A 23,250-nucleotide genomic window follows, 5' to 3' on the forward strand; every position below is an offset into this window, starting at 1 on the left:
CCGGACGTGTGGTCTTCTATAGCCTAATAGGAGACGAGCAAGGACTTTCCGTCGTCCGAAAATTGCGGATGGACACCCAGGAAGGTCGCGGACCGGCGGATGATATTGCCCGCCATCACGGCCGCATTCATGCCCGCCGTGGCGTAATATTTGCCCGGCTCCGGCTGTGGTTCGTCAATGATCGTCAAAACGATGTAGCGGGGATGATCCATCGGAAAGGCGGCGACGAAGGCATTGAATTTCTTGGTGTTGGAATAACGGCCATTGACGACCTTGTTGGCCGTGCCGGTCTTGCCGCCGACGAGATAGCCGGGCACGGCAGCATTTTTGCCGGAACCGCGCGGATCGGTTGCGTTCAGCCGGAAAATGTAGCGCATCAAATCGCTGGTCTTTTGGGAGATGACCTGCGTGGCGATGGCGTCGGCCTCAGCTTGCGTCCGCGGCAGAAAGGTCGGCTCGATCAGCTTGCCGCCATTGATGACAGCGGCGGCGGCGACGGCGGTGTTGAGCGGCGTCGTCGAGACGCCGTGGCCAAAAGCGATGGTGATGTTGTTGATCTCTTTCCACTCTTTCGGCTGGGTGGGCATTGCCACTTCGGGCAACTCGGTCTTCAGCCGCGAGAGAAGACCAAGTTTGGTCAGAAAGGCCCGATGCTCGTCGAGCCCGATCTTCTCAGCTTCGCGCGCCGAACCGATATTCGAGGAATAGATGAAGATTTCCGGCACCGACAGGAAGCGGTGCTCGTTGTGGAAGTCGTGAATGGTGAAGCCGCCGATGCGCAGCGGCGCCGTCGCGTCGAAGGTGTCGGTGATCTTGATCTTCCCCGAATCCAGCGCCATCGCCGTGGTGAAGATCTTGAAGGTCGATCCCATCTCGTAAAGGCCCGCCGACATCCGGTTGAGCCGGTTCTTGTCGAGCGCTTCGGCGGGGATGTTGGGATCATAGTCCGGCACTGACGTCATCGCGACGATTTCGCCGGAATTCACATTGAGGACGATTCCGCCAGCCGCCTTCGCCCGGTAGCGCTTCAGGCCCTGGGAGACCTCGTCGCGCACGACGTGCTGGACCCTGAGATCCATCGCCAGCCGGACCGGCTTCAGATCGGCTTCCGTCGCCAGGCCAGAGTTCTGCAGCGCCCGATAGCCCTGATCGTCGATCCACTTCTCCATTCCGGCCGTGCCCTGATTGTCGATATTGGTGTGACCGACGATGTAGGCGGCGGTGCTGCGACCGGGGTAAAAGCGACTCTTCTCGGTGCGGAATCCGATCCCGGGAATGCCGAGGTCGAGGATCTGCTGTTTCTGACCGGGCGTCAGTTCGCGCTTCAGCCAGACAAAGCCGCCATGGCCCGACAGGCGCTTATAGAGCCATTTCGGATCGAGATCCGGCAGCACCGAGAGCAGCAATTCGCTGGCCTCGTCCGGGTCGACGATGCGCCGCGGTTCGGCAAAGAGCGAGAAAGTGGTGATGTCGGTGGCCAGCACCATGCCGTTGCGATCGAGGATCTGTGGACGCGCGGCCACAAGATGCTCGTCGCCGCGAAAATAGGTCTCGGTCATCGTCGGCAGCGCGCCCCACTCGACCAGACGCCCCGCAATCAGACCATAAACCGCGATAAATATGCCGATGGCGACGGCGAAACGAACATTGCCCTTCGGCTCGTCGCCACACCGCTTGCGCCGACGGCCAAACCGCGCATAGCGCGAGGTCTCCGACGCATGCGGATCGGTGGAACGCCCGAAAACACGACGCAGAATGGATCGAAAATCGGTCATTGCGCATTGGGCCCCGCATTATAGGCATAGCGACCCATATTCGGCGCGGTCGGGATGGGCACATTGAGCGGCGCGGGCGGCGGCGCGGGCAACTCGTCGGCCGTGACGATCTGTTCCGGGCTGATCGGCTTCAGCTGCAGCTGGGCATCATAGATATTTGCCAAGCGCTGCAACCGCGCCGGCTGATCGAGCACCGTCCAATCCGCCTGCAGCAAGGAGATTGTCTCCTTTTCCAAGGAGATCTTGCGGTCGACCTTGGCAACCTGCTCCTCGATCGTCTCGGCCTCGTGCTTGATCCGGTAGGTGTAGGCCGCAGCCCCGAGCATGACCGCGATCAGGATGATGTCCAACGTCTTCAGCACGGGGTCAAGCTCCAGTCCGGGGCAAATCAGCGAGATTGGGAAGATTGGCGAAAGCGAGCCCGTCGGCTTCCTGGCGCGGGGCGGCATCGGTGCGGATGCCGGCGCGCAGCTTGGCCGAGCGCGAGCGCGGATTGCGGACCGCTTCCTCGTCGCTCGCCGCAACGGCCTTGTTGCTCGCCGTAAACGTCTGGGGCGGCACGACGGCATTGGGCAGATGCCGCGAGCCGGCGGGCGGCGACGAGCGATCGCGCAAAAATCGTTTGACGATGCGATCCTCGAGCGAGTGGAAGGTCACGACAACCAGCCGGCCGCCCGGCTTCAACACCCGTTCGGCGGCGATCAAAGCGCGCGCCAGCTCACCGAGTTCGTCATTAACGAAGATACGCAAGCCCTGGAAGCTGCGCGTCGCCGGATCGATCTTGTCCTTCGGCGAGCGCCCGACGACGTTGCCGATCAACCGGGCCAGATCGAGCGTGCGCTCAAACGGCTGCTCGTCCCGGCGTGCGGCGATCGCCCGGGAGATCCGTCCCGCCTGGCGCTCTTCCCCGAGCAATCCGAGCACACGAGTGAGATCGGCCGGCTTCAGCAGGTTGACGACGTCAGCAGCCGTCGGCCCGCTCGCGCCCATGCGCATATCGAGAGGGCCATCCTTCTGGAACGAAAAACCACGTTCGGCCTGATCGATCTGCATGGACGAGACGCCGATATCCAGAACGATACCATCGACGCCGGCCGAATAGCGCTGACGCACGATCCTCTCCAAGTCGGAAAATTGCCCTTCGACCAGCGCCAGCCGGCCCGAAGAGGCCTCGACCAGCCCCTGCCCGGCCGCAACCGCCGTCGGATCGCGATCGATCGCTAGAACATCGGCGCCGGCATTCAGGATCGCCGCGCTGTAGCCGCCGGCCCCGAAGGTGCCATCGACAATGATGTCGCCCGTGGCCGGCGCCAAAGCGCCGACCACGTCTGACAGAAGCACCGGAACATGACGGACGGGTCCGCCAACACCGGGATCCTCGATCCCTTTGTCGCCCGCCATTATTCCGGTGTTTCGACGGAAGCCAAAGCCCCACGACCGCGCGTCAGTCTCTGCCTGAGCTTCTCGCGCAACGCGCCGCGGAACGCCTCGAACGCGTCCGGCTCCCAAAGCTGAAAGGAATGCTTCACACCCACGAAGGCGACGCGATCCGTGATGCCCGTATGCGATCGAATGAAATCGGTCATCAAGATGCGCCCTTCCGTATCGAACTTCAGATAAGCCCCGTCGCCATAAGCGTAGATGGCCATCTCCTGATAGAGGTCGCTGAACGGATCCATCGCCTCCATCTGCACCTCGTAATGCGCCATCAACTCCGGCCCACCGACGTCGATGGCCGGCTGCGAGAGCGACCGCATCGCAAACAATTCGACGATCCCGCGACTGGCGATGACCTGACGAAACGGCGAGGGAACGGAGACCCGCCCCTTGGCGTCGATATTGTGGACATAGCTTGAAAGAAAGCGGTCCATCGACGCTGACTCTACCCACTTCGCTTCGCGCCGTCGGACTCACCACGACAGACGCACCGCGCGCGGACGAGCAACCAAAGGCACGACAAACCACCCCGTCCGAAACCCCAAAGAGGGTCACGGACGAAACTTCCGGCCGACGGAAGCACGCCACGCACTGCTTGATTTCGGGCCGAATTTGACCCTTCCGATGTGATATTTGGGATATCATGGGCATCTATGGGCGTCAATGGGAAGCGGCGTGACCATCCCCCCAGCCAAGCACATATGCAGACTACCCAAGATCGCGTTAACGTCTCACTAACGCTAAGAAATTCCTCCCTCGCCAAGAAAGCACGCCGACGACCGCCCGGCTCGCCCGCGCCGGCTGAAACGCCCGCCCATCAAGCCTCACACAAGCTTCAGGCGGATGCATCGAATGTTTTTTACAAAATCGGCACAAAAGCCGCTGCCTGGCCAAGGATCCATCTCAGGCCGAAAACGCCGGAACCCTGAGAGGTTGCAAGCGCGAAGTGGTGTCAGCCGGCCTGTAAGCCGGGTTCTGTGAGCGGCAGAGCCGCCCGGCGACCATTCCTCTGGGACGACCCTTGCGAGCCGCCTCTAGCAACCTACCCGAACGACCGGCCCGGAGAGAGGCTGACAGTGGGAGACGATCCCATGTCACGTCGTTCCTATTCGGTCTTGCTCCCGGTGGGGTTTACCATGCCGCCGCTGTTGCCAGCGCCGCGGTGGGCTCTTACCCCACCCTTTCACCCTTACCCCGCCGACACTTCGGCTCGGTCCCGTCTTGGCGAGGCCGATCCAGCCGAACTGCAGGCGGGGCGGTCTGCTCTCTGTGGCACTTTCCCTAGGGTCACCCCCGCCGGACGTTATCCGGCACCGTCTCTCCGTGGAGCCCGGACTTTCCTCCCCCGCCGCCTTTCGGCATCTGACGGGAGCGGTCGCCCGGCCGGCTGACCGTGCCTCAGTCGGCCACCGCGCCGGCAATGTCAATCGCCCGATCGCCGTCCCCACAGGCCAGTCGTTTGAGAGCCCGCGGGCAATAGCGCTCGGCCGGCAGCGCGGCGATCAGGCGCGACAGCGTCCGCTGCGTCGACACATCCGCAACGCCGTCGACCAAAGCAGGGCGGAAATGCCGTTGGAAGGCGGCCGTGGCGACGGCCGTCGCGTCGTCGAACCGACCTGAGGGAGCGACCTCGTAACCATAAGCCGCAAGACGCCGCTGAAAGTCGCGCACGGCAAGCCCCTCGTCGCCCTGACGAAGAAGGGCCCCGTCACAAAAGGATGCCGGCGTAACAAAATGACCGAGGCCCGCGGCGAACAGCCGGCTCCACGGAAATTTCTCGCCAGGGTCCTGCTTGCGGGCCGGCGCGATATCGGAATGGCCGAGCACACGCTCCGGAACGATCCGGTGGCGCTCGACGATCTCGCCCGACAGCCGGATGACGGCGTCGACTTGCGCGTCGGGAAAGTCCGGCGATCCGGCAGCATGGCCCGGATTGACGATCTCGATCCCGACCGACAGAGAGTTGACGTCGGACACGCCCTGCCAACTGCCGGCACCGGCATGCCACGCCCGATCGGCCTCACGTACCATCTGGACGATCCGCCCGTCTTCGTGGACGACATAGTGGCACGACACCTCGCTCGCCGGATCCTCGAGCCAGCGCACCGCCGCCTCGCCGGACCCCATGCCGGTGTAGTGGAGGATCAGCATCTGCGGACCGATCGGCACGCGTCGGAGGTTGATATTCGGCGAGGGCCTGACCTCGTCGACCAGCGCACTATCGGGGATCAAGCCGCCTGCCTCTTGGCGATCTTGGAATAGGCCGCGTTGATCGCCTTCATCCGTTCTGAGGCGATGAACATGAACTCGTCCGGCACGCCGCGCGCCGCCAGCCGATCAGGATGGTTTTCCTTGACCAGCGAGAGATACTGCTTGCGCGCTTCGGCGGCGGTCGCATCGCTCGGCAGCCCCAACACGGCGAAGGGATTGTCCGGCCCGGCGATATGACGATCGCGCAGCCGCTCGAAGGCTCGGCGATCAAGGCCGAAGATCGACGCGACCTCCTCGATGAAGGCGAGTTCGCCCTCGTGGATGACGCCGTCCGCCTTGGCGATATGAAACAGGGCGTCGAGCACGTCGCCAAGCAGCTGGCAATTGCCGTTCTCATCCTCGCACAGCGCCCGCAGCCGCGCGGCATAGGCGTCGAAGCCGGCGATGTCCTGCTTGGCGATGTCATAAAGCCGGAACACGTTGCGCATTTCCTCCGGGGGAATTTCCAGGATCTGCCGAAAGGCCGCAACCTCTGCCTGCGACACCACGCCATCGGCCTTGGCCATCTTCGCCGACAGCGCGATGATCGCCACCGAGAAGGCCACCTTGCGCCGGGTCTCGCGGTCGCCGGCAAACAGCGAGCGGATGGCCTCGATCACGGCTTCGACGGTGGTCCGTCCGGCCGCCGGAATCGACTGCAGCAAGGCACTTAGAGTTGAGAAGATTGCCATCGGCCTTCAACGGTCCGCTTCGCGTCTTCATACAGTATTGATCTTTGCACGGCGCAACGCAAACAAGTGGGCCGTATCGCGCCTCGGTCAGCCACGGTCAAGCCGTTCGTGTTGACTGACCATTGAAACGTGCCGCTTTTCGTCATCCTCGGGGCGTTGCTGTGACTTTGCAGCAATTGCGAAACGGGGACGAATTCAGGCAGAATTTCAAGGCGATACGGAGCTGGGGGAGACTTTGGCCGTGAGCAATCGAAACGATCGTCATCGCCAACCGGACACCGGTTGGCGGGCAGACGGAGGGCGCGACACGATAAAAACCGTGCGCTCTTTCGCCACCTCCCGGCGCTCGTTTCTCGCCGGGTTGACCGCCACCGCCGCTCTTGCCGGCTGCCGCTCGACTCCGTTGAGCGTCGACGGCCTCGGACTGTCCAACCTCGCGGTGGAAGCGGCGCATCACTATCCCATGCACGGCATCGATGTCGCCAAATATCAGGGCGACGTCGATTGGGACGCGGCCCGCGACGGCGGCGTCGCCTTTGCCTGGCTGAAATCGACGGAAGGCGGCGACCGGCTGGACGAACGGTTCAAGGCCAACTGGCGGGGCGCAGGGGCAGCCCGGCTGCCGCGCGGCGCCTACCATTTTTGGTATCACTGCCGGCCCGGCGACGAACAGGCGGCATGGTTCATCCAGAACGTTCCGAAGCAGACCGGCTCTCTTCCCCCGGTGATCGACATCGAATGGACGCCGTTTTCGCCGACCTGCACCATCCGTCCGCCCCGCGACGTTCTGGTCCGCGAGGTCGGCGCGATGTCACGCATTCTTGAGCAACATTACGGCCAGCGCCCGATCCTCTACGTGCCGATCGACGTCCACCGCGACCGGCTGGTCGGCGCCTTTCCCGACCACGAATTCTGGGTGCGCGCGGTCAAGGATCATCCGGACGACGTCTATGAGGGCCGCAAATTCCGGTTCTGGCAATACACCGCCACCGGCACCGTGCCGGGCGTGCAGGGCGAGGTCGACCGCAACGCCTTTGCCGGCACCCGGCGCGACTGGATCACGTGGTTGCGGGCCCATCTCGTCGCATAAGGACTTCATTCAGCTGGCAAGACGCGGTAACCGCGCTGTCAAAGCGCGCGTCTCCCGGCCTCCCGGCCGCGCGGCGCTTGAGAGAGTTTTCGATCACTCGGGAGTCTTATCGATGAAGTCCATGCCGCGCCTCACCGTCGCCCTGTCCCTTCTCTTGGCCGGAACGCTCGCCGCCAGCGCGCAGCAATGCGGTGGAGACTTCAAGACGTTTCTCGACGGCGTGCGCCAGGAAGCCCTCGCCAAGGGCATGTCGAAAGCCGCGGTCGATGAGGCGATCGCCAATATGCAGGAAGATCCGAAGGTCCTGGAGCGCGACCGCGCCCAGGGCGTCTTCGCCCAGGACTGGCGCCAGTTCGCCACGCGGATGGTCAATGGCTACCGGCTGCGCAAAGGCAAGGAGAACCTCGCCAAATACGCCAGCACCTTCAAGCATGTCGAAGCCGAGACCGGCGTGCCGGGACCGGTGATCGCCAGCTTCTGGGGGCTGGAGACCGATTACGGCGCAGTGCTCGGCAATTTCGACACCCTGTCGGCTCTCGCCACCCTCGCCCACGACTGTCGGCGCCCCGATCTCTTCAGGCCTCATCTGATGGCGGCGATCGAACTCGTCGACAAGGGCTATCTGAAACCCAGCCAGATGCGCGGCGCCTGGGCCGGCGAGATCGGTCAGACGCAGCTCCTTCCGGAGGAATACGTCAAATTCGGCACCGACGAAGACGGCAATGGCAGCATCAATCTGCGCACCGATACGCCGGACGTGCTGATGACCACCGGCAAATACATCGCTTCGCTCGGCTGGCGGCGCGGCGAGCCCTGGCTGGAGGCCGTCAAGGTTCCGGCGAATTTCCCCTGGCAGCGCTCAGGCCTGGCTGACAAGGAGCCGCGCTCGAGCTTTGCCGCCCTGGGCGTCACCAAGGCCGACGGCGCGCCGCTGGAAAACGATAACCTGTCCGCGGCGCTGCTTCTGCCGATGGGTCGCAGCGGTCCCGCCTTCCTGGCTTTCCCGAATTTCGAGATCTATCTCGCCTGGAACAAGTCGCTCACCTATTCGCTGACGGCGGCCTATTTCGCCACCCGCCTCGACGGCGCAGCGCCGGTCGACATGGGGCAACCGGAGCCCGGCCTATCGGTCGCAGAGACCCAGCAGCTGCAAAAGCGACTCATCGCTCTTGGATACGATGTCGGCGGCGTCGATGGCATTGTCGGCGAGAAGACACGCGAAGCCGTGCGCAAGGAACAGATCCGCCTCGGCCTGCCGGCCGACGGCTGGCCGACCGCATCGCTGCTGCAGAAGCTGTAGACGCTGCGTTCACAGGCTCAAGCCCGGCCGTCCCCCGCCACATCGACAAAAGCTGGACAGACCCAGAGGAAGGTTGCATTTATTTGTAATGCACCTTGCGTCAGATGAATCCGTTTCGCTTTCATTCTTTGCCGCTTGAAACGTAAGCTTCCTTGCCTTTTCGTCGCAGCTGCAGATCGGAAATCGCCCCCGTGACCCCAATCGCCTTACGATCGAATGCTTTGCAGCTTGATCGTCGAGCAATTTTGTATTTTGCGTTGACGTAACAACTAAATCGTTGTTCTCATGAACAAACTCTATGGGAATCGAAGACCGCCATGAGTCACTCCAACACGGAAGCGATGTTTCGGTTCGTCGATTGCGTGCAACACCTGGAAGATCAGGAGGCGATCGCGAACGAACTGTTTAAGACCGTTCAAGTTTTCGGCTTTTCGAGCTTTGGGATCTCCGGTCTGCCGCAGCCCGGCGAGTCCATCGAGCCGTACTTCCTGCTGTCGGGGTGGAATCCGGAATGGTTCTCCCGTTACATTTCCCGTGACTATGTCCATGTTGATCCGATCATCGCCCGCACGCATCAGTCGGACGAGCCGTTTACCTGGGACGAAGCCTGTCGCGATAAGCCGCTCAGCCGCAAATCGAAGCAGGTGATGAACGAAGCGACCGAGTTCGGCATGCACAAGGGCTTCACCGTGCCGATCTATTCCCATGACGGGCTCTCCGCCGTTGTCACCTTCGGCGGCGAGCGCATCGAGTTGCAGGATCGCGACCGCGGCGCCTTACACATGATTGCGATCTACGCCCACAGCCAGATCAAGCGCCTCTTGGTCAAGACCAACGCCCTGGACGGTTGTCGGGCGCCGCTGTCCTCGCGCGAGCGTGAATGCGTGCTGTGGTGCGCCGAAGGCAAGACCAACTGGGAGATCGGCCGCATCACGGGCTTGGCGGAAAAGACCGTCGAAGCGTATTTGCGTAACGCGTGCTTGAAAGTCGGCGCGATCAATCGGGCCCAGCTCGTGGCCGAAAGTATTCGCCAGCGGCAGATCACCTAAATCAATTCCAATACAAATTGGAACCGGTTCTGCGCTTGGAATTGCGTTCAAATGAAAGCTCGGGAGATTCTCTCGTTTCGATCTCACGCGGCAACGCTCGAGCCCGTTAGCGTGGCTCTGGCGCACCATGCATGCCGCGTATCCCCATGCAACCCCAAGGACCGACGAGGGTCCGCGCAATCTTTGAACTGACGCATCCGCGTGCCGGCCGAAAATCGATTGCGATTTTCGGCCCAAAGCCGTGACGCGGCCAGCGCGTCCCCGCTCTTTGCAGTCGGCTCGTCTTGCGCGTGAGCGACGCGCGATGCGTGCCGTGGCCGCAGCTGGGGCGCCGACGAGTTTGCAATGCCGCAAAGCCGAGAGACCGCCACAGCCGACAACGGCGCTCACGGCGACGTTGCCGTCGGGCACCGGCCGCTGCGCTGAAACACCCGGCGCTTGAACAAATTCACCCGGACTTGGCCTTTGCCTTTACTTCGCGTATGCTACATCTGCGGCATCGGCCCGAAAATTAGAATTGATTATCGGCAAAGCAAGATGCGTCGATTCAAAGGGTGAGAGTGACCTTTCTGCGCCCGATCGGACGCAGGGCGCTCTAATGCGCCTGATAAAGCCGAGATCCACCGCTCGGCAGTGGTTAACGCTGCGCCTGTCAAGCGCTGATCCAAACCTTAGATTCTCGGTCGGCGTGAGCCGAAAGTCCCGACGCCGCTGCCTTTCTTTAACGTTACGGAATTAAACTTTTCCATTTGTCAATACAGGGAAATCCCGGCATTTGAAAACAGCCATTCTCGGCGCATGAAACTCAAAGTTTTCTTGGGAGACATGCGTCATGATGAGAATGGTGACGTCCGCCAACATGTCCCGTCACGGGGATACGATGGAACAAGTCTGGAAGTTTCGGCATCGGCATTTCGTCGACCGCTTCCAATGGCACGCGTTGCGCAAACCCGACGCGCGCGAAATCGATCAGTTCGACGGTGACAACGCCGTTCATCTGCCTTTGGTGCTCGACGGCATCGTCCGCGGCTATACGCGGCTTCTGCGCACCGACCAGCCGCATCTGTTGTCCGATGTTTATCCCGAGCTCATGGACGGCGCCATCTGGCCCCGTGCCGACGACATCTTCGAATGGACCCGCTGCGTCGGCGAGCCGGAAATCGCGGACAACAATGGGGTGAGCGCCAACAATCTGGTTTTCGTCGGTGTTGCCGAGGCGGTTATTGCTCTTGGCCTGCGGGGCCTTATTGTGCAAACTCATCCGAAGTTGGTCACGCGCCTGCTGGAAACCGGCTGGCAGGTCCATCCCCTGAATGTCCCGCGAATTTACGATGGCAAGCCTCTTGCGGTCATTTTCGCGGTCGCCACCGAAGAAACGATTCGCATCAGCCGGTCGCTCTTTCAAATTGATCGACCTATTTTGTCCGTCGAAGCTAATCTTCCGCATCCATCGAAGCCCAGTTCGGAATTTGCTTTTCCTCCCGTTGCAGGTGTGACACATTCTCGCATCCACGAGGAGACGCAGTCCACCGAGGTCAACGGAAATCCTGCCAATTCGGAGGGGGAGTAAACCATGCTCTCCGAGAGTGCCATGCAGTTATCTCCTAGCCGCGAAGCCGCACATTTTCTCGTCTCTAGCTTGTCTGCGGTCCGCGGAGTCTCCCGTGAAGCGGCAAATATGATCGAGCTTGCTATCTGGCATTGTGACGACCGACTGGTGATCCCCGAACGGTCACTTCCAAGACACACGATTAATCGAAATGCACTATTGCATGCTTTGAATTATGCAATTCCTGAGCTAGAGCATGGCTCTCCAGAAGCCGCCGCCGCGGTTTCTCTGGCAGTCACCATACTGGCGGAGGAAACGGGGCGGCAAAACCAGTAAGATAGTCAAACATGCGTAACTCCAAAGCTGCATCTGACATTGATCGCCAAATCGCCGCCCGTATCCGGCTCGCACGCCTCGAAACGGGCATGTCCCAAGAAAAGTTGGCCGAAGCGCTGGGCATCACCTTCCAGCAAGTCCAGAAGTACGAGAAAGGCCTGAACCGTATCTCCGCGGGTCGTCTGCGCGAGATCGCCGATACTCTCGGCCGGGAAGTGACTTGGTTCTTCGAAGAAATGCCGACCTTTGAGGCCTATCCCACGCTGTCGAAGGCCGACCTCCGCATGCTGCGCAATCTCAAGGCGCTGACGCCCGAGACGCGGCGCGCGATCGACGCCCTACTCGCGTCGCTTGCCCCGGCCACCGAAACGGTCGAATAAAGCCGCGTATTGCACGCGACCTCCCGGTAATCGTCGCCGATCGAACTGCGACCGGTGGACGACGATTCAGACAACGCGCAGGCCTCTGCGCACCCTGCGAAGCTGGACGGGCTTCGCATCGTCTTTCAGCCGTGTGTGTCTATGCACACGGCTTGATCGGACGCACGCGGCTTGATCAAACGAATTTCGCGATCGCCGCATCGCTGATGCGAAAGCTGACCTCCTGACCGCCGCGATAGTGATCCGCGGCGACACTGCCAGCGACATGCAGCGGCTGTGACTGATCAGACCGGAGAAGATCACCAAGAGCGCTACCGGCCGCCTTGAAGGCGATGGCACGGATCATGGCCCCGTCTTCACCGCGCAGCCGAACCGCCACATGGCCATTGCCGACAATTCGCGCGTCGACGACGCGGTGTCGCGCGACGGCAAGAACCGGCGTGTCATGGCCGGAGCCGAAGGGCCCGGCCTTTTCCAACATCTCGTAGAGCGACACGGTCAGTCCGGCGGCACTCACGGCGGCATCAATCTTCAGACCGTCCGCCGCGCGGGCGGATGCGAAGTCGTCGGCCGCCGCCGCTTCAAGATGCGAACGCAGCTCGCCTAATCGCTCGCGCCGAACCGTCAGGCCTGCGGCCATCATATGCCCGCCGCCCTTTTCCGCGATGCCGAGCTCGACCGCCGCGCGCACCATGCGCCCAAGGTCAATCCCCGCCACCGAGCGACCGGAGCCTGTGCCTTTACCATGATCGTCCAAGGCGATGGCGAAGGCCGGCCGGCGATAACGCTCCTTCAGCCTGGCCGCGATCAGTCCGACGATGCCGGGATGCCAGTTGGAAGAGGCGGCGACCAGCACCGGCGGCCCCTCGCCCTGACCGATCTCGGCGGCGATCTCCGCATCGGCTTCGGCCAGCATGCGCGCCTCCATCGCCTGGCGCTCGGCATTCAACATGTCGAGGCGCTCGGCGATGGCGTCGGCCGCCGTCGCATCGTCGAGGCAGAGAAGCCGGCTGCCGAGCGACGCATCGCCGATCCGTCCGCCGGCATTGATGCGCGGACCGAGCAGAAAGCCGAGGTGCCCGGACCGCACCGGGCCGGATAGGCGGGCAATCCGGCAGAGCGCGGCAAGGCCGGGATTCTCGTTGCGTCGCATCACCGACAGGCCCTGGACCACAAAAGCGCGGTTAAGCCCCTTGAGCGGAACGACATCGCACACCGTCGCCAGCGCCACGAGGTCGAGAAGGCGCATGAGATCGGGCGGTTGGACAGTGATAGCGGGATTGGCGCTTAGCAGCCTGCGCGTCGCGACCAGTGCCATGAAGACGACGCCGGCCGCGGCAAGATGGCCAAGGCCCGACAGATCGTCCTGACGATTTGGATTGACCAGCGCGACGACATCGGGGATCGCCGCGCCCGTCTGGTGATGGTCGAGCACCACGACGTCGAGGCCTAGACGTCGCGCCTGGGAGGCGGTGTCAAAACTCGCCGTTCCGCAATCGACCGTGACGAGCAACGTCGCGCCGCTTTCCGCCAGTTCGATGATGGCTTGCGGATTGGGACCATAGCCCTCAGTGATTCGATCGGGGATACGGATTATCGGGTCGAGCCCGTAATGGGCAAGGAAGCGCCACAGGAGCGCCGCGGACGCGGCCCCGTCGACATCGTAGTCGCCAAAGATCGCAATCGTCTCCCGCCGCCGCACAGCCTCGGCAAGGCGGACGGCGGCCACGTCCATATCGGTGATCGCCGACGGATCGGGCATTTCGCTGCGCAGCTTCGGCTCTAAGAAGCGTTCAGACATGTCGGCGGTGACGCCGCGCGCCGACAGCACCCGGGCAACGATATCAGACAGGCCGAGCTTTTGTGCCATCGCCAGCGCCTGGGCTTCGGCACGCAGGTCGAGGGCGCTGATCCAGCGCCGGCCGGACACCGAGGTTTCGACCCCTAGAAACGCTTTACCGGCTGCAGCCATTGGCTCTCGTCATTGCCATTCCGTCCGTGAAAAATGGGGTGTTCGAAACATTCGCCGGCGTCCAATGCGTCCGGCCGACGGCGCGGGAAGTTTCCCCACTTCCGTCGTCATGTCAGCATCGCACAGGTCGCCATCCGACCGAAGGGATATCCCGGGCCGCTCCGGTGACGAGCACCGCCGTTCAGACGTCGTCGCCAAGATGGTGATGGGCACGGATCTCGCGGATCGTCTTGGAGAAGGAGCGCATCAGCAAGGTATGGGTCGTCACCCGCCCCTGATAGAAGCGCACGCCGTCGAGCAGATTGCCGTCGGTCACTCCGGTCGCCGCGAAGGCAACGTCGCCCGAAGCCATCTCCTCGGTCGTGTAGATCTTGTCCGGATCGCCGACGCCCATACGCTCGGCCCGCATCCGCTTGTCGATGGTGTTGAGCTGCAGCCGCCCCTGCATCTGGCCGCCGGTGCAGCGCAGGGCGGCTGCGGCCAGAACGCCCTCCGGCGCCCCGCCGATCCCCATATAGATGTCGATGCCGGTTTCTTCCGGATCGGTGGTGTGGATCACGCCGGCAACATCGCCATCGCCGATCAGCCGCACCGCTGCGCCGGCTTCGCGCACGGCCGCAATCAGCTGGGCGTGGCGCGGGCGATCGAGAATGCAGGCGGTCAGATCCGTGATCTTCACGCCTTTGGCCTCCGCGAGAGCGCTGAGATTGGCTTCAGGCGAGGCGGCGAGGTCGACGATGCCCTTTGGATAGCCGGGCCCGATGGCGATCTTTTCCATATAGACGTCCGGCGCCTGCAGCAGGCTGCCATTTTCGGCCATGGCCACCACGGCCAGCGAATTCGGCAGGTTCTTGGCGCAGACCGTGGTACCTTCGAGCGGATCGAGGGCGATATCGACCTTCAACCCGCCGAGCCCGACCTTTTCGCCGATGTAAAGCATCGGCGCCTCGTCGCGCTCGCCTTCGCCGACCACCACGGTGCCGTCGATGGCGATCTGGTTCAGCGCCGAGCGCATGGCGTCAACGGCGGCCTGATCGGCGGCCTTTTCGTCGCCTCGGCCGCGCAACCGCGCCGCAGCGATCGCCGCCTGTTCGGTGACCCGGGCCAGTTCGAGCGACAGAATGCGGCTGAGATTGTCGTCTTGATCGCCGATCGCCTGGATCATTGCCTCGTTTCCCCTGCCGCTTTTCCATTTCGAGCGATGGCGCCGCCCGCGCCGAGTCCGCTATTGGAGCCTTCCTATAGCGGATTTTCGCCGACGTCATCGCTCCAAGATACAGCTAGGCCGGCGCCCAAGGCCATGTGCAACCTTGATCGCCAGCCACCGATATGCCGCGGCTGCATGTCCGTCCGATGTCAGCCAGCGGCGTTTTTCGAGAGGCGGAAGACGCTCTCAGTGGCGTCGCCGCGAGCCACCGTCATCGGCCAAGCTGCGGCCTTCCGCCGATCGCCGGTGTACGCTCAGTCGAGATCTTCGATGCGAATCATCTGCGGCTCGCCGCTCAGATGACCGTCCTTCGACAAGGCGCCGAGCGCGGCGCGAATCGCCGCTTCCGTTGTCTCATGCGTGACGAGCACGACGGGTGCGGTTCCCTCGCCTTTCTGGCGATCGGCCTTGCGCTGAACGATCGACTCCAGCGAAATGCCGTTTTCGGCCATGCGGTTGGCGATCGAGGCAAAGGCGCCGACCCGGTCGAAGACCGAGAGACGGATGTAATAGCCGCCCTCATGCGCCCGCATCCGAGCCCGGACATAGGGCTGCAAACGCGACGGCGGCAGGCCGAGCGTCGGCGGAACGAAGCCACCGGCGACATCCATGATGTCGGAGAGGACGGCCGAGGCCGTCGCCGAACCACCGGCTCCCGGGCCGGCCAAAAGGATCGAGCCGAGCAGATCGCTGTCGACGGCGACGGCATTGGTGACGCCGTCGACTTGCGCCAGCGCCGAGCGCGCCGGAATCATCGCCGGATGCACCCGTTGCTCGGTGCCGCTGTCGGTGCGCAACGAAACGGCGAGCAGCTTGATGCGATAGCCGAGTTCGGCGGCGGCGTTGATGTCGTCGACGGTGATCTTCGAGATGCCTTCGACGAAGATGCTCTCCAGCGAAATCTCGGTGCCGAAGGCAAGCGAAGTCAGGATCGCCAGCTTGTGAGCGGCATCGAAGCCGCCGATGTCGAAGGTCGGATCAGCCTCCGCGTAGCCGAGATCCTGGGCGTCCTTCAGGCAGGAATCGAAGGTCAGGCCCTCCTTCTCCATGCGGGTCAGCATGTAGTTGCAGGTGCCGTTCAAGATGCCGTACACGCGCGAGACCTCGTTGCCCGAGAGCGCCTCGCGCATCGTCTTGATAATCGGAATGCCGCCAGCGACCGCCGCCTCGAACAGGATCTCGGTGCCGTTCCCTGCCGCCAAACGGGCAAGCGCGACGCCGTGATGGGCGAGCAGCGCCTTGTTGGCGGTGACCACCGGAATGCCACGCTGCAAGGCTGCTTCGACCGCCTCACGAGCGACGCCGTCGGACCCGCCGATCAATTCGACGAAGGCGTCGATCTCGCCCTCACGGGCGAGCGCGACCGGATCGTCGAACCACGCCATACCGGCGGTGTCGAAGCCGCGACTCTTCTCCCGTCTGCGGGCAGACAACGCGGTGACGGTCAGCTTGCGACCGACGCGCTCGGCGAGGAGATCGCTCTTGCGCTCGATCAGCTGCGCCACATTGGCGCCGACGGTGCCGAGCCCGGCGATGCCGAGCCGCAATTCGCTTTTCATGACAGTCTCGTCGTCTTTACAAGAAAGGGGTGCGCGCCGCTCAGGACCGAGCGTGCAGCGAGACGACGTTCTGCCTGTCTTCGCCGCCGGTGGCAAGAAACCGGCGAAGATTGCGCGCCGCCTGACGGATTCGATGCTCGTTCTCGACCAGCGCGATACGAACATGGTCATCCCCATGCTCGCCGAAACCGATGCCCGGCGCGACGGCGACCTCGGCCTTCTCGATCAACAGCTTGGAAAATTCCAGCGAGCCGAGATGGCGATAGGTCGGTGGAATCGGCGCCCAAGCAAACATCGTCGACGCCGGCGGCGGTACGTCCCAACCGGCGCGGCCGAAGGAGTCGACCAAGACGTCGCGGCGCTTGCGATAGATCGCCCGCACTTCGCCGATCGCGTTGTCGCCCGCGTTCAAGGCCGCGGTCGCCGCCACCTGGATCGGCGTGAAGGCGCCATAGTCGAGATAGGATTTGACCCGGGCGAGCGCCGCCAGGAGCCGCTCGTTGCCGACGGCAAAGCCGATCCGCCAGCCGGGCATGGAGAAGGTCTTCGACATCGAGGTGAATTCGACGGCGACGTCCATCGCCCCCTCAACCTGCAGGATAGAGGGCGGCGGCACCTCGTCGAAATAGATCTCGGCATAAGCCAGATCGGAGAGGACGACGACCTCGTTCTTGCGCGCGAAATCGACGATCTCGCGATAAAAATCGAGATCGGCGCAATAGGCCGTCGGATTGGACGGGTAGTTCAAAATGATGGCGATCGGCTTCGGGATCGAATGCCGGACGGCACGATCGATGGCGGTGAAGAAGTCGGCATCGGGTTTGGCGGGAATTGCCCGGATCGTGCCGCCGGCCATCAGGAAGCCGAAGGCGTGGATCGGATAGGTCGGGTTCGGGCACAGCACCACGTCGCCCGGCGCGGTGATCGCCTGCGCCATATTGGCGAAGCCTTCCTTCGAGCCGAGGGTCGCGACGATCTGGGTGGCCGGATTGAGCTTCACGCCGAAGCGGCGCTCGTAATAGCCGGCCTGGGCGCGACGCAGCCCGGCGATGCCCTTGGAGGCCGAATAGCGGTGGGTGCGCGAATCCTGAATGACCTCGCACATCTTGTCGACGACGAATTGCGGCGTCGGCAGGTCCGGATTGCCCATGCCGAGGTCGATGATATCGGCACCGCCGGCCCGCGCCGAGGCCTTTAGGCGATTGACTTCTTCAAAGACGTAAGGCGGCAAGCGCCGGACTTTGTGAAATTCTTCCATGGTTCTCGTCCTCCGGCACCATGCCGGGAATGTCATCGAAAGATGAGGCCTGCTGGTCTTTATTGGCCCGATTCGATCTGGCGCAGCACCTCGTCGGGCGATTGGCTGGGCTTGGCCTTCGTGCCGACATTGGTCTGCGTGGTGCTCGGCTTTTGCGCCATGACCTTCTTCACCTCGGCAAGCTGCTGGCGCCGCAGCCGCTTCAAGCGAGCAATCTCCGCCTGATAGCTGCGCGACGAAGTTGCGCCCTTGCGGCGGGCGGCGATCGCTTCGGCGCGGCTGAGCCCAGCCTTCACCGTCGCATCGGAAAGCTGGGGCGCGGCGGCGTTCGGATAGGCGCCGAGCAGCGGATAGCCATCCGGGCCAAGCCGCTGACCGGATCGACCGTCCGGCGGCACGCGCTGGAAACTCGCGGCCTGCATCGCGCCTGTGCGCTCGTCGGCCGACTGACAGCCGGCGACCACGACGGCGAGCGTCGCAAGAGCCAGAGCGCGGGCTGCAATCGCACCAGTCATTCCGTCACGCCTTTCCCATCCGGCGACCACCAGCCCCGCGTTTCCGATCGGGATACCGGGACTGACATGATCGTCCGACGAAATCCTTTACGGCAACGAAAGCCGGCGGGCACCCCCCACCGAAACCGAAGAATAGCTCCAATGCCTTGGTCGACACTGGCGGCCCGCTTCAAATCGGCAACGCCTGTGTCATATCCTACGGCAACGGCATTTACAAAGAAGAGAGCGTTCGTTTCATGTCGCGGTGGCAAGAAATCCCGCGCCGGCTCGAACACCAAGCTCGCACGACGGGAGCGCTGCGCCGATCAAGGCCGCTGACGAACTCGCACCAGGGAGGAAAACGCATCGATGTCGACCAAGGCAAACAAACCGGACGCCGACAGTTTTGAGGGCCCGGCAGCGGACGAGTTCATGGTGAAGGACCCGGAGGCCTTCGCCCGCAACATGGCGCGCATGCTGGAACAGATCGGCAAGGCGGCCGCGGCCTGGGTTGCCCCGCGCGAAAAGGGCGAGTTCGTCGATGGCGGCCCGGTGCAGATGTCCGAAATCGTCCGCACGCTCTCGCGGGTCTCGGAATATTGGATGACCGATCCGGCCCGTGCGATGGAGGCACAGACCAATCTTTTCGCCAGCTACCTGTCGGTCTGGAGCAATTCGATCCGGCGCCTGGCGGGTGAAGATGCGATGCATCCGGTCGATTCCGACAAGGGCGACAAGCGCTTCGCCGGCGAGGACTGGAACAACCACCTGTTCTTCGATTTCATCAAGCAGGCCTATCTTCTCACCACCCGCTGGGCCGATGATCTCGTCGAACGCGCCGAAGGCCTCGACCCGCATACCAGGCACAAGGCCGCGTTCTATGTGCGTCAGATTTCCAACGCCTTGGCGCCGTCGAACTTCGTGATGACCAATCCGGAGCTGTATCGCGAGACGCTCGCCTCGAATGGCGAGAACCTCGTCAAAGGCATGACGATTTTTGCCGAGGACATGGCAGCCGGCAACGGCAATCTGCGCCTGCGCCAGTCCGACTACACGAAATACGAAGTCGGCCGCGACATGGCGGTCACCGCGGGCAAGGTGGTGGCCCAGAACGAGGTCTGCCAGATCATCCAATATGCTGCGCAGACCGAAACCGTGTTCAAGCGGCCGCTGCTGATCGTCCCGCCCTGGATCAACAAGTTCTACATTCTCGACCTCAATCCCGAGAAGTCGCTGATCAACTGGCTGGTGCAGCAGGGGCTAACCGTGTTCGTTGTCTCCTGGGTCAATCCGGACGAACGCCACGCCGACAAGGACTGGCAGGCCTATATCGAAGAGGGCATCGTCTTCGGTCTCGACACGGCGGAGAAAGCGACCGGCGTCAACGAGATCAACATCGTCGGCTATTGCGTCGGCGGCACGCTGCTTGGCGCTTCGCTCGCCTATCTGAAGGCCAAGGGGGACGAGCGCATCCAGTCGACCACCTTTCTGACCACCCAGATCGATTTCACCCATGCCGGCGATCTCAAAGTCTTCGTCGACGAGGCGCAGCTCGACTCGCTGGAGCGGGCGATGGAGCAGCGCGGCTATCTCGACGGCTCGCAGATGGCAACGGCCTTCAACCTCTTGCGCTCAGGCGATCTGATCTGGCCCTATTTCGTCAACAACTATCTCAGGGGCAAGGAGCCCCTGCCCTTCGACCTGCTCTACTGGAACGCCGATTCGACCCGCATGCCGAAGGCGAACCATCTGTTTTACCTGCGCAATTGCTATTGGGAAAATCGCCTGTCGCGTGGCTGCATGGAGATCGGCGGCGTGCGCCTCGATCTCTCGAAGGTCACGATGCCGATCTACAATCTCGCCACGAAGGACGATCACATCGCCCCGGCGCGCTCGGTCTTCCTCGGCTCGGCGGCCTTCGGCTCGCAGGTTGAATTCGTCCTCACCGGCTCCGGCCACATCGCCGGCGTGGTCAATCCGCCGGTGAAGAACAAGTACCAGTTCTGGACGGGCCCGGCGCCGAAGGAGGCCGGCGGTTTCGAGGACTGGCTGCTCGCAGCCAAGGAAACGCCCGGCTCCTGGTGGGAGCACTGGCTGGCGTGGCTGACGCCGCTGTCAGGCGATCAGGTCAAGGCCCGCAAGCCCGGCGGACGGCGGCTGAAACCGATCGAGGACGCGCCGGGCAGTTACGTCAAGGCCAAGGCGTGAGGCAGGCGAACCGGTTTTGACGGGCCAGACCACGCGGTGCGATTGACCCCATGGCCGCCGGGCGCTAACCGCCGGCCATGGACTTTCCAACGCCCCTCATCCCCGGCCGCCTCGTTCAACGCTACAAGCGCTTTCTCGCCGATGTCGAGATCAACGGCGAAGACCCGCCCGTCACCGTCCATTGCCCCAATCCCGGGGCGATGCTGGGGCTGAAGGCGCCGGGCTCGCGGGTCTGGCTTTCGCGCTCGGCCAACGCCAAGCGCAAGCTGCCGCTGACACTCGAAATCGTCGAAGCGGACGACACGCTGGTCGGCATCAACACCGGTCTGCCGAACCGTCTCGCCGAAGAGGCGATCGCCGCCGGGCTGGTGCCGGCTCTTGCCGGCCTCGGCACCGCCCGGCGCGAGGTGCGCTATGCCGCCAATTCCCGCGTCGACCTGCTCTATCAGGATGACCACGGTCGGCCGGTCTATGTCGAGGTCAAGAACGTCCACCTGATGCGCACGCCCGGCCTCGCCGAGTTTCCGGACTGCGTGACCACCCGCGGGGCCAAGCATCTGCTCGATCTCGCCGCGCAGGTCGAAGCCGGCGACCGGGCGGTGATGCTCTATATTGTCCAGCGCGCCGACTGCGATCGCCTCGCCTTTTCGGCCGATCTCGACCCCGCTTATACCAAGGGCTTTACGGAAGCGATCGTAAGAGGGGTTGAAGCCTATGCCGTTCGGTGCGACATCCATTTAAGTGGGATTAGTCCCGTCGCAACACTTCCGATCGTCGAGACCTGCCGACCATGACCACCTATCTCGAGGCCGAGGCGAACCCGATCCGCAACACCGGCGCCATCCGCCTTTACGGGCCGGAGGCGTTTGCCGGCATGCGCCGCGCCTGCCAGCTGACCGCCCGCTGCCTCGATGGCCTCGCCGAGCTGGTGGCGCCCGGTGTCAACACCCAGATGCTCGACGACTTCGTCTATGATTTTGCCCTTGGCAATAACGCGGTGCCGGCGACGCTGAACTATCGCGGCTATACCAAAAGCGTCTGCACCTCGATCAATCACGTCGTCTGCCACGGCATCCCCAACGACAAGCCGCTGAAGGAAGGCGACATCGTCAATATCGACGTGACACTGGTCGTCGATGGCTGGCATGGCGACTCCTCGCGAATGTATCCGGTCGGCAAGGTCAAGCGCGCCGCCGAGCGGCTATGCGAGGTCACCTATCGCTCGCTGCTTCTCGGCATCGCAGCGGTCAAGCCCGGTTGCCATACCGGTGACATCGGCGAGGCAATCCAGACCTATGCTGAAAGCGAGCGTTGCTCGGTCGTGCGGGACTTTTGCGGCCACGGCGTCGGCAAGCTATTCCACGACGCACCGAACATTCTGCATTACGGCCGGCGCGGCGAAGGTCCGGAAATGAAGCCAGGCATGATCTTCACTATCGAGCCGATGATCAATCTCGGCCGGCCACATGTCAAAATCCTCAATGACGGCTGGACGGCAGTGACCCGCGACCGCGCGCTCTCGGCGCAATATGAGCACACGCTCGGCGTGACCGAAGACGGCTGCGAGGTGTTCACCTATTCGCCCGGCGGGCTTGATACGCCCGGCATTGACTTCCCCCACGCGTCGGCGGCGTAACGGACGGCGGCGTGGTGGTGGGCTCCGACGATCCCGACGACGACGACCGCAAGAGGGCGTGCGACGGGAACGCCGGCAGAATGCCTGGCCTTGAAGACCGCAGCGTCGACGCGGCACCCAAGCGAGCTGGCGGCGGCGGCTGGCATTACGATGGCCACCGCGACCGGCTGCGTGACCGCTTCGCGACCGCGGGATCGGATGCCCTCGCCGATTACGAGCTGTTGGAACTCATTCTCTTCCGCTCGATCGCCCGCAAGGACGTCAAGCCGATCGCAAAGGCGCTGCTTGCCCAGTTCGGATCGCTCGCCGAAGTGCTCGGCGCGCCGAGCCGGCGGCTGTGTGAAGTGCAGGGCGTGAAGGACGCGGTCGCGCTCGACCTGCAGATCGTCGCCGCGATCAACAAGCGGGCGATGCGCTCGGCGGTGCGTCAGCGCGAAGTGTTGTCGTCATGGTCGGCGGTGCTCGATTATTGCACGGCCCAGATGGCTTTTGAAGCGCGCGAGCAATTCCGCGTTCTGTTTCTCGACAAGAAGAATGCGCTGATCGCCGATGAGGTTCAAGGCACCGGGACGGTCGACCACACCCCGGTCTACCCGCGCGAAGTGGTTCGGCGCGGGCTGGAGCTGAACGCCACGGCGCTGATCCTCGTCCACAATCACCCATCGGGCGATCCGACACCCTCGCGGGCCGACATCGAGATGACCAAGACGATCATCGAAACGGCCAAGCCGCTAGGTTTGATGGTCCACGATCACATCATCATCGGCAAGAACAGCCACGCCAGCCTGAAAGGGCTCCGGCTGATCTGACCGGGGCGATGGCGCGCGCTGTGACGGCGTTGCCGGCCCCTTGCGCCCGCACCGTTGTGCAATGAGTGGCCATTTGGTCGGACGCCTCGGGGCGATCATTGGAAGGGCTTTTGGGGGAGGGCTTTTGGCCGATTGTGATGGGTTTTTTGAGAGATTGGGGGCGTTTTTTTTGCGTTTTGCCGGAGGCGCGGCGGTCAAAACGCCGCTTGCCCCGCGCGCCGGTGGCTTGCGGGGTGTGGTCGGTGATGG

General features: G+C 63.2%; 21 protein-coding genes and 1 other RNA gene. 10 read left to right on the forward strand and 12 right to left on the reverse strand.

Annotation, left to right across the window (positions count from 1 at the left end; translation table 11 throughout):
* Positions 1 to 23: 23 nt before the first annotated feature.
* The 7 genes from J1C48_RS09395 to J1C48_RS09425 all read right to left on the reverse strand — a co-directional run bounded on the left by J1C48_RS09395 (position 24) and on the right by J1C48_RS09425 (position 6,154).
* Positions 24 to 1,775, reverse strand: coding sequence for a peptidoglycan D,D-transpeptidase FtsI family protein (locus J1C48_RS09395; protein ID WP_207257577.1), 1,752 nt, complete (start codon positions 1,773 to 1,775; stop codon positions 24 to 26).
* Entirely contained in the window at positions 1,772 to 2,137 is a 366-nt protein-coding gene (gene ftsL / locus J1C48_RS09400) for a cell division protein FtsL (protein ID WP_231081668.1), read from the reverse strand. Before ftsL ends, J1C48_RS09395 begins: the two co-directional genes overlap by 4 nt.
* A gap of 4 nt (positions 2,138 to 2,141) precedes the next feature.
* Positions 2,142 to 3,176: a 16S rRNA (cytosine(1402)-N(4))-methyltransferase RsmH gene (gene rsmH, locus J1C48_RS09405; RefSeq protein ID WP_207257578.1), complete on the reverse strand. Its 1,035-nt coding sequence runs from the start codon at positions 3,174 to 3,176 to the stop codon at positions 2,142 to 2,144.
* The gene (gene mraZ / locus J1C48_RS09410) at positions 3,176 to 3,646 is read right to left on the reverse strand and encodes a division/cell wall cluster transcriptional repressor MraZ (RefSeq protein ID WP_207257579.1); all 471 of its coding nucleotides are present in this window, start codon (positions 3,644 to 3,646) and stop codon (positions 3,176 to 3,178) included. The genes rsmH and mraZ overlap by 1 nt, the downstream gene beginning before the upstream one ends.
* A gap of 514 nt (positions 3,647 to 4,160) precedes the next feature.
* Positions 4,161 to 4,603, reverse strand: an RNA gene (rnpB, locus tag J1C48_RS09415) — RNase P RNA component class A.
* Between the two features lie 7 nt (positions 4,604 to 4,610).
* Positions 4,611 to 5,444, reverse strand: coding sequence for an N-acetylmuramoyl-L-alanine amidase (locus tag J1C48_RS09420; RefSeq protein ID WP_231081669.1), 834 nt, complete (start codon positions 5,442 to 5,444; stop codon positions 4,611 to 4,613).
* Complete coding sequence (locus J1C48_RS09425; protein WP_207257580.1) at positions 5,441 to 6,154, reverse strand: J domain-containing protein; 714 nt, start codon at positions 6,152 to 6,154, stop codon at positions 5,441 to 5,443. Before J1C48_RS09425 ends, J1C48_RS09420 begins: the two co-directional genes overlap by 4 nt.
* A 319-nt stretch (positions 6,155 to 6,473) precedes the next feature.
* On the opposite strand from J1C48_RS09425, the gene J1C48_RS09430 reads away from it, so the two are divergent.
* From J1C48_RS09430 to J1C48_RS09455, 6 genes are all read left to right on the forward strand, one after another.
* Positions 6,474 to 7,244 carry a glycoside hydrolase family 25 protein gene (locus J1C48_RS09430; RefSeq protein WP_231081670.1) on the forward strand — a complete coding sequence of 257 codons (771 nt, stop codon included), beginning with the start codon at positions 6,474 to 6,476 and terminating at the stop codon, positions 7,242 to 7,244.
* 112 nt (positions 7,245 to 7,356) lie between these two features.
* Positions 7,357 to 8,544, forward strand: a complete 1,188-nt coding sequence (locus J1C48_RS09435) for a lytic murein transglycosylase (RefSeq protein WP_343217690.1) — start codon at positions 7,357 to 7,359, stop codon at positions 8,542 to 8,544.
* A gap of 317 nt (positions 8,545 to 8,861) precedes the next feature.
* Positions 8,862 to 9,593 carry a LuxR family transcriptional regulator gene (locus tag J1C48_RS09440; RefSeq protein ID WP_207257581.1) on the forward strand — a complete coding sequence of 244 codons (732 nt, stop codon included), beginning with the start codon at positions 8,862 to 8,864 and terminating at the stop codon, positions 9,591 to 9,593.
* A gap of 880 nt (positions 9,594 to 10,473) precedes the next feature.
* Positions 10,474 to 11,163 carry an acyl-homoserine-lactone synthase gene (locus tag J1C48_RS09445; protein ID WP_207257582.1) on the forward strand — a complete coding sequence of 230 codons (690 nt, stop codon included), beginning with the start codon at positions 10,474 to 10,476 and terminating at the stop codon, positions 11,161 to 11,163.
* A gap of 3 nt (positions 11,164 to 11,166) precedes the next feature.
* The gene (locus J1C48_RS09450) at positions 11,167 to 11,478 is read left to right on the forward strand and encodes a hypothetical protein (RefSeq protein WP_207257583.1); all 312 of its coding nucleotides are present in this window, start codon (positions 11,167 to 11,169) and stop codon (positions 11,476 to 11,478) included.
* A gap of 11 nt (positions 11,479 to 11,489) precedes the next feature.
* A complete protein-coding gene (locus J1C48_RS09455; protein WP_207257584.1) occupies positions 11,490 to 11,858 on the forward strand; it encodes a helix-turn-helix domain-containing protein in 369 nt (122 codons plus the stop codon).
* A 175-nt stretch (positions 11,859 to 12,033) separates the two neighbouring features.
* Here the strand turns inward: J1C48_RS09455 and recJ are convergent, their stop codons facing one another.
* The 5 genes from recJ to J1C48_RS09480 form a co-directional block, all read right to left on the reverse strand.
* A complete protein-coding gene (gene recJ / locus J1C48_RS09460) occupies positions 12,034 to 13,830 on the reverse strand; it encodes a single-stranded-DNA-specific exonuclease RecJ (RefSeq protein ID WP_207257585.1) in 1,797 nt (598 codons plus the stop codon).
* A 181-nt stretch (positions 13,831 to 14,011) separates the two neighbouring features.
* Positions 14,012 to 14,995 carry a class II fructose-bisphosphatase gene (gene glpX, locus J1C48_RS09465; RefSeq protein ID WP_207257586.1) on the reverse strand — a complete coding sequence of 328 codons (984 nt, stop codon included), beginning with the start codon at positions 14,993 to 14,995 and terminating at the stop codon, positions 14,012 to 14,014.
* Positions 14,996 to 15,291: 296 nt separating this feature from the next.
* Complete coding sequence (locus J1C48_RS09470) at positions 15,292 to 16,596, reverse strand: homoserine dehydrogenase (protein WP_207257587.1); 1,305 nt, start codon at positions 16,594 to 16,596, stop codon at positions 15,292 to 15,294.
* Between the two features lie 40 nt (positions 16,597 to 16,636).
* Complete coding sequence (locus tag J1C48_RS09475; protein ID WP_207257588.1) at positions 16,637 to 17,854, reverse strand: LL-diaminopimelate aminotransferase; 1,218 nt, start codon at positions 17,852 to 17,854, stop codon at positions 16,637 to 16,639.
* Positions 17,855 to 17,913: 59 nt separating this feature from the next.
* The gene (locus J1C48_RS09480; protein WP_207257589.1) at positions 17,914 to 18,369 is read right to left on the reverse strand and encodes a hypothetical protein; all 456 of its coding nucleotides are present in this window, start codon (positions 18,367 to 18,369) and stop codon (positions 17,914 to 17,916) included.
* Between the two features lie 348 nt (positions 18,370 to 18,717).
* Here J1C48_RS09480 and phaC point away from each other — a divergent pair, with 348 nt between their 5' ends.
* From phaC to radC, 4 genes are all read left to right on the forward strand, one after another.
* The gene (phaC, locus tag J1C48_RS09485; protein ID WP_207257590.1) at positions 18,718 to 20,556 is read left to right on the forward strand and encodes a class I poly(R)-hydroxyalkanoic acid synthase; all 1,839 of its coding nucleotides are present in this window, start codon (positions 18,718 to 18,720) and stop codon (positions 20,554 to 20,556) included.
* 77 nt (positions 20,557 to 20,633) lie between these two features.
* Complete coding sequence (gene sfsA / locus J1C48_RS09490; RefSeq protein ID WP_207257591.1) at positions 20,634 to 21,350, forward strand: DNA/RNA nuclease SfsA; 717 nt, start codon at positions 20,634 to 20,636, stop codon at positions 21,348 to 21,350.
* On the forward strand, positions 21,347 to 22,192 hold the full coding sequence (gene map, locus J1C48_RS09495; protein ID WP_207257592.1) for a type I methionyl aminopeptidase: 846 nt from the start codon (positions 21,347 to 21,349) through the stop codon (positions 22,190 to 22,192). Before sfsA ends, map begins: the two co-directional genes overlap by 4 nt.
* Before the next feature lie 80 nt (positions 22,193 to 22,272).
* Entirely contained in the window at positions 22,273 to 23,001 is a 729-nt protein-coding gene (radC, locus tag J1C48_RS09500) for a RadC family protein (protein WP_207257593.1), read from the forward strand.
* The last annotated feature ends 249 nt before the right edge of the window (positions 23,002 to 23,250 follow it).

Source organism: Jiella flava (assembly GCF_017349315.1).
In the GTDB taxonomy this organism is placed as follows: Bacteria; Pseudomonadota; Alphaproteobacteria; order Rhizobiales; family Rhizobiaceae; genus Jiella; species Jiella flava.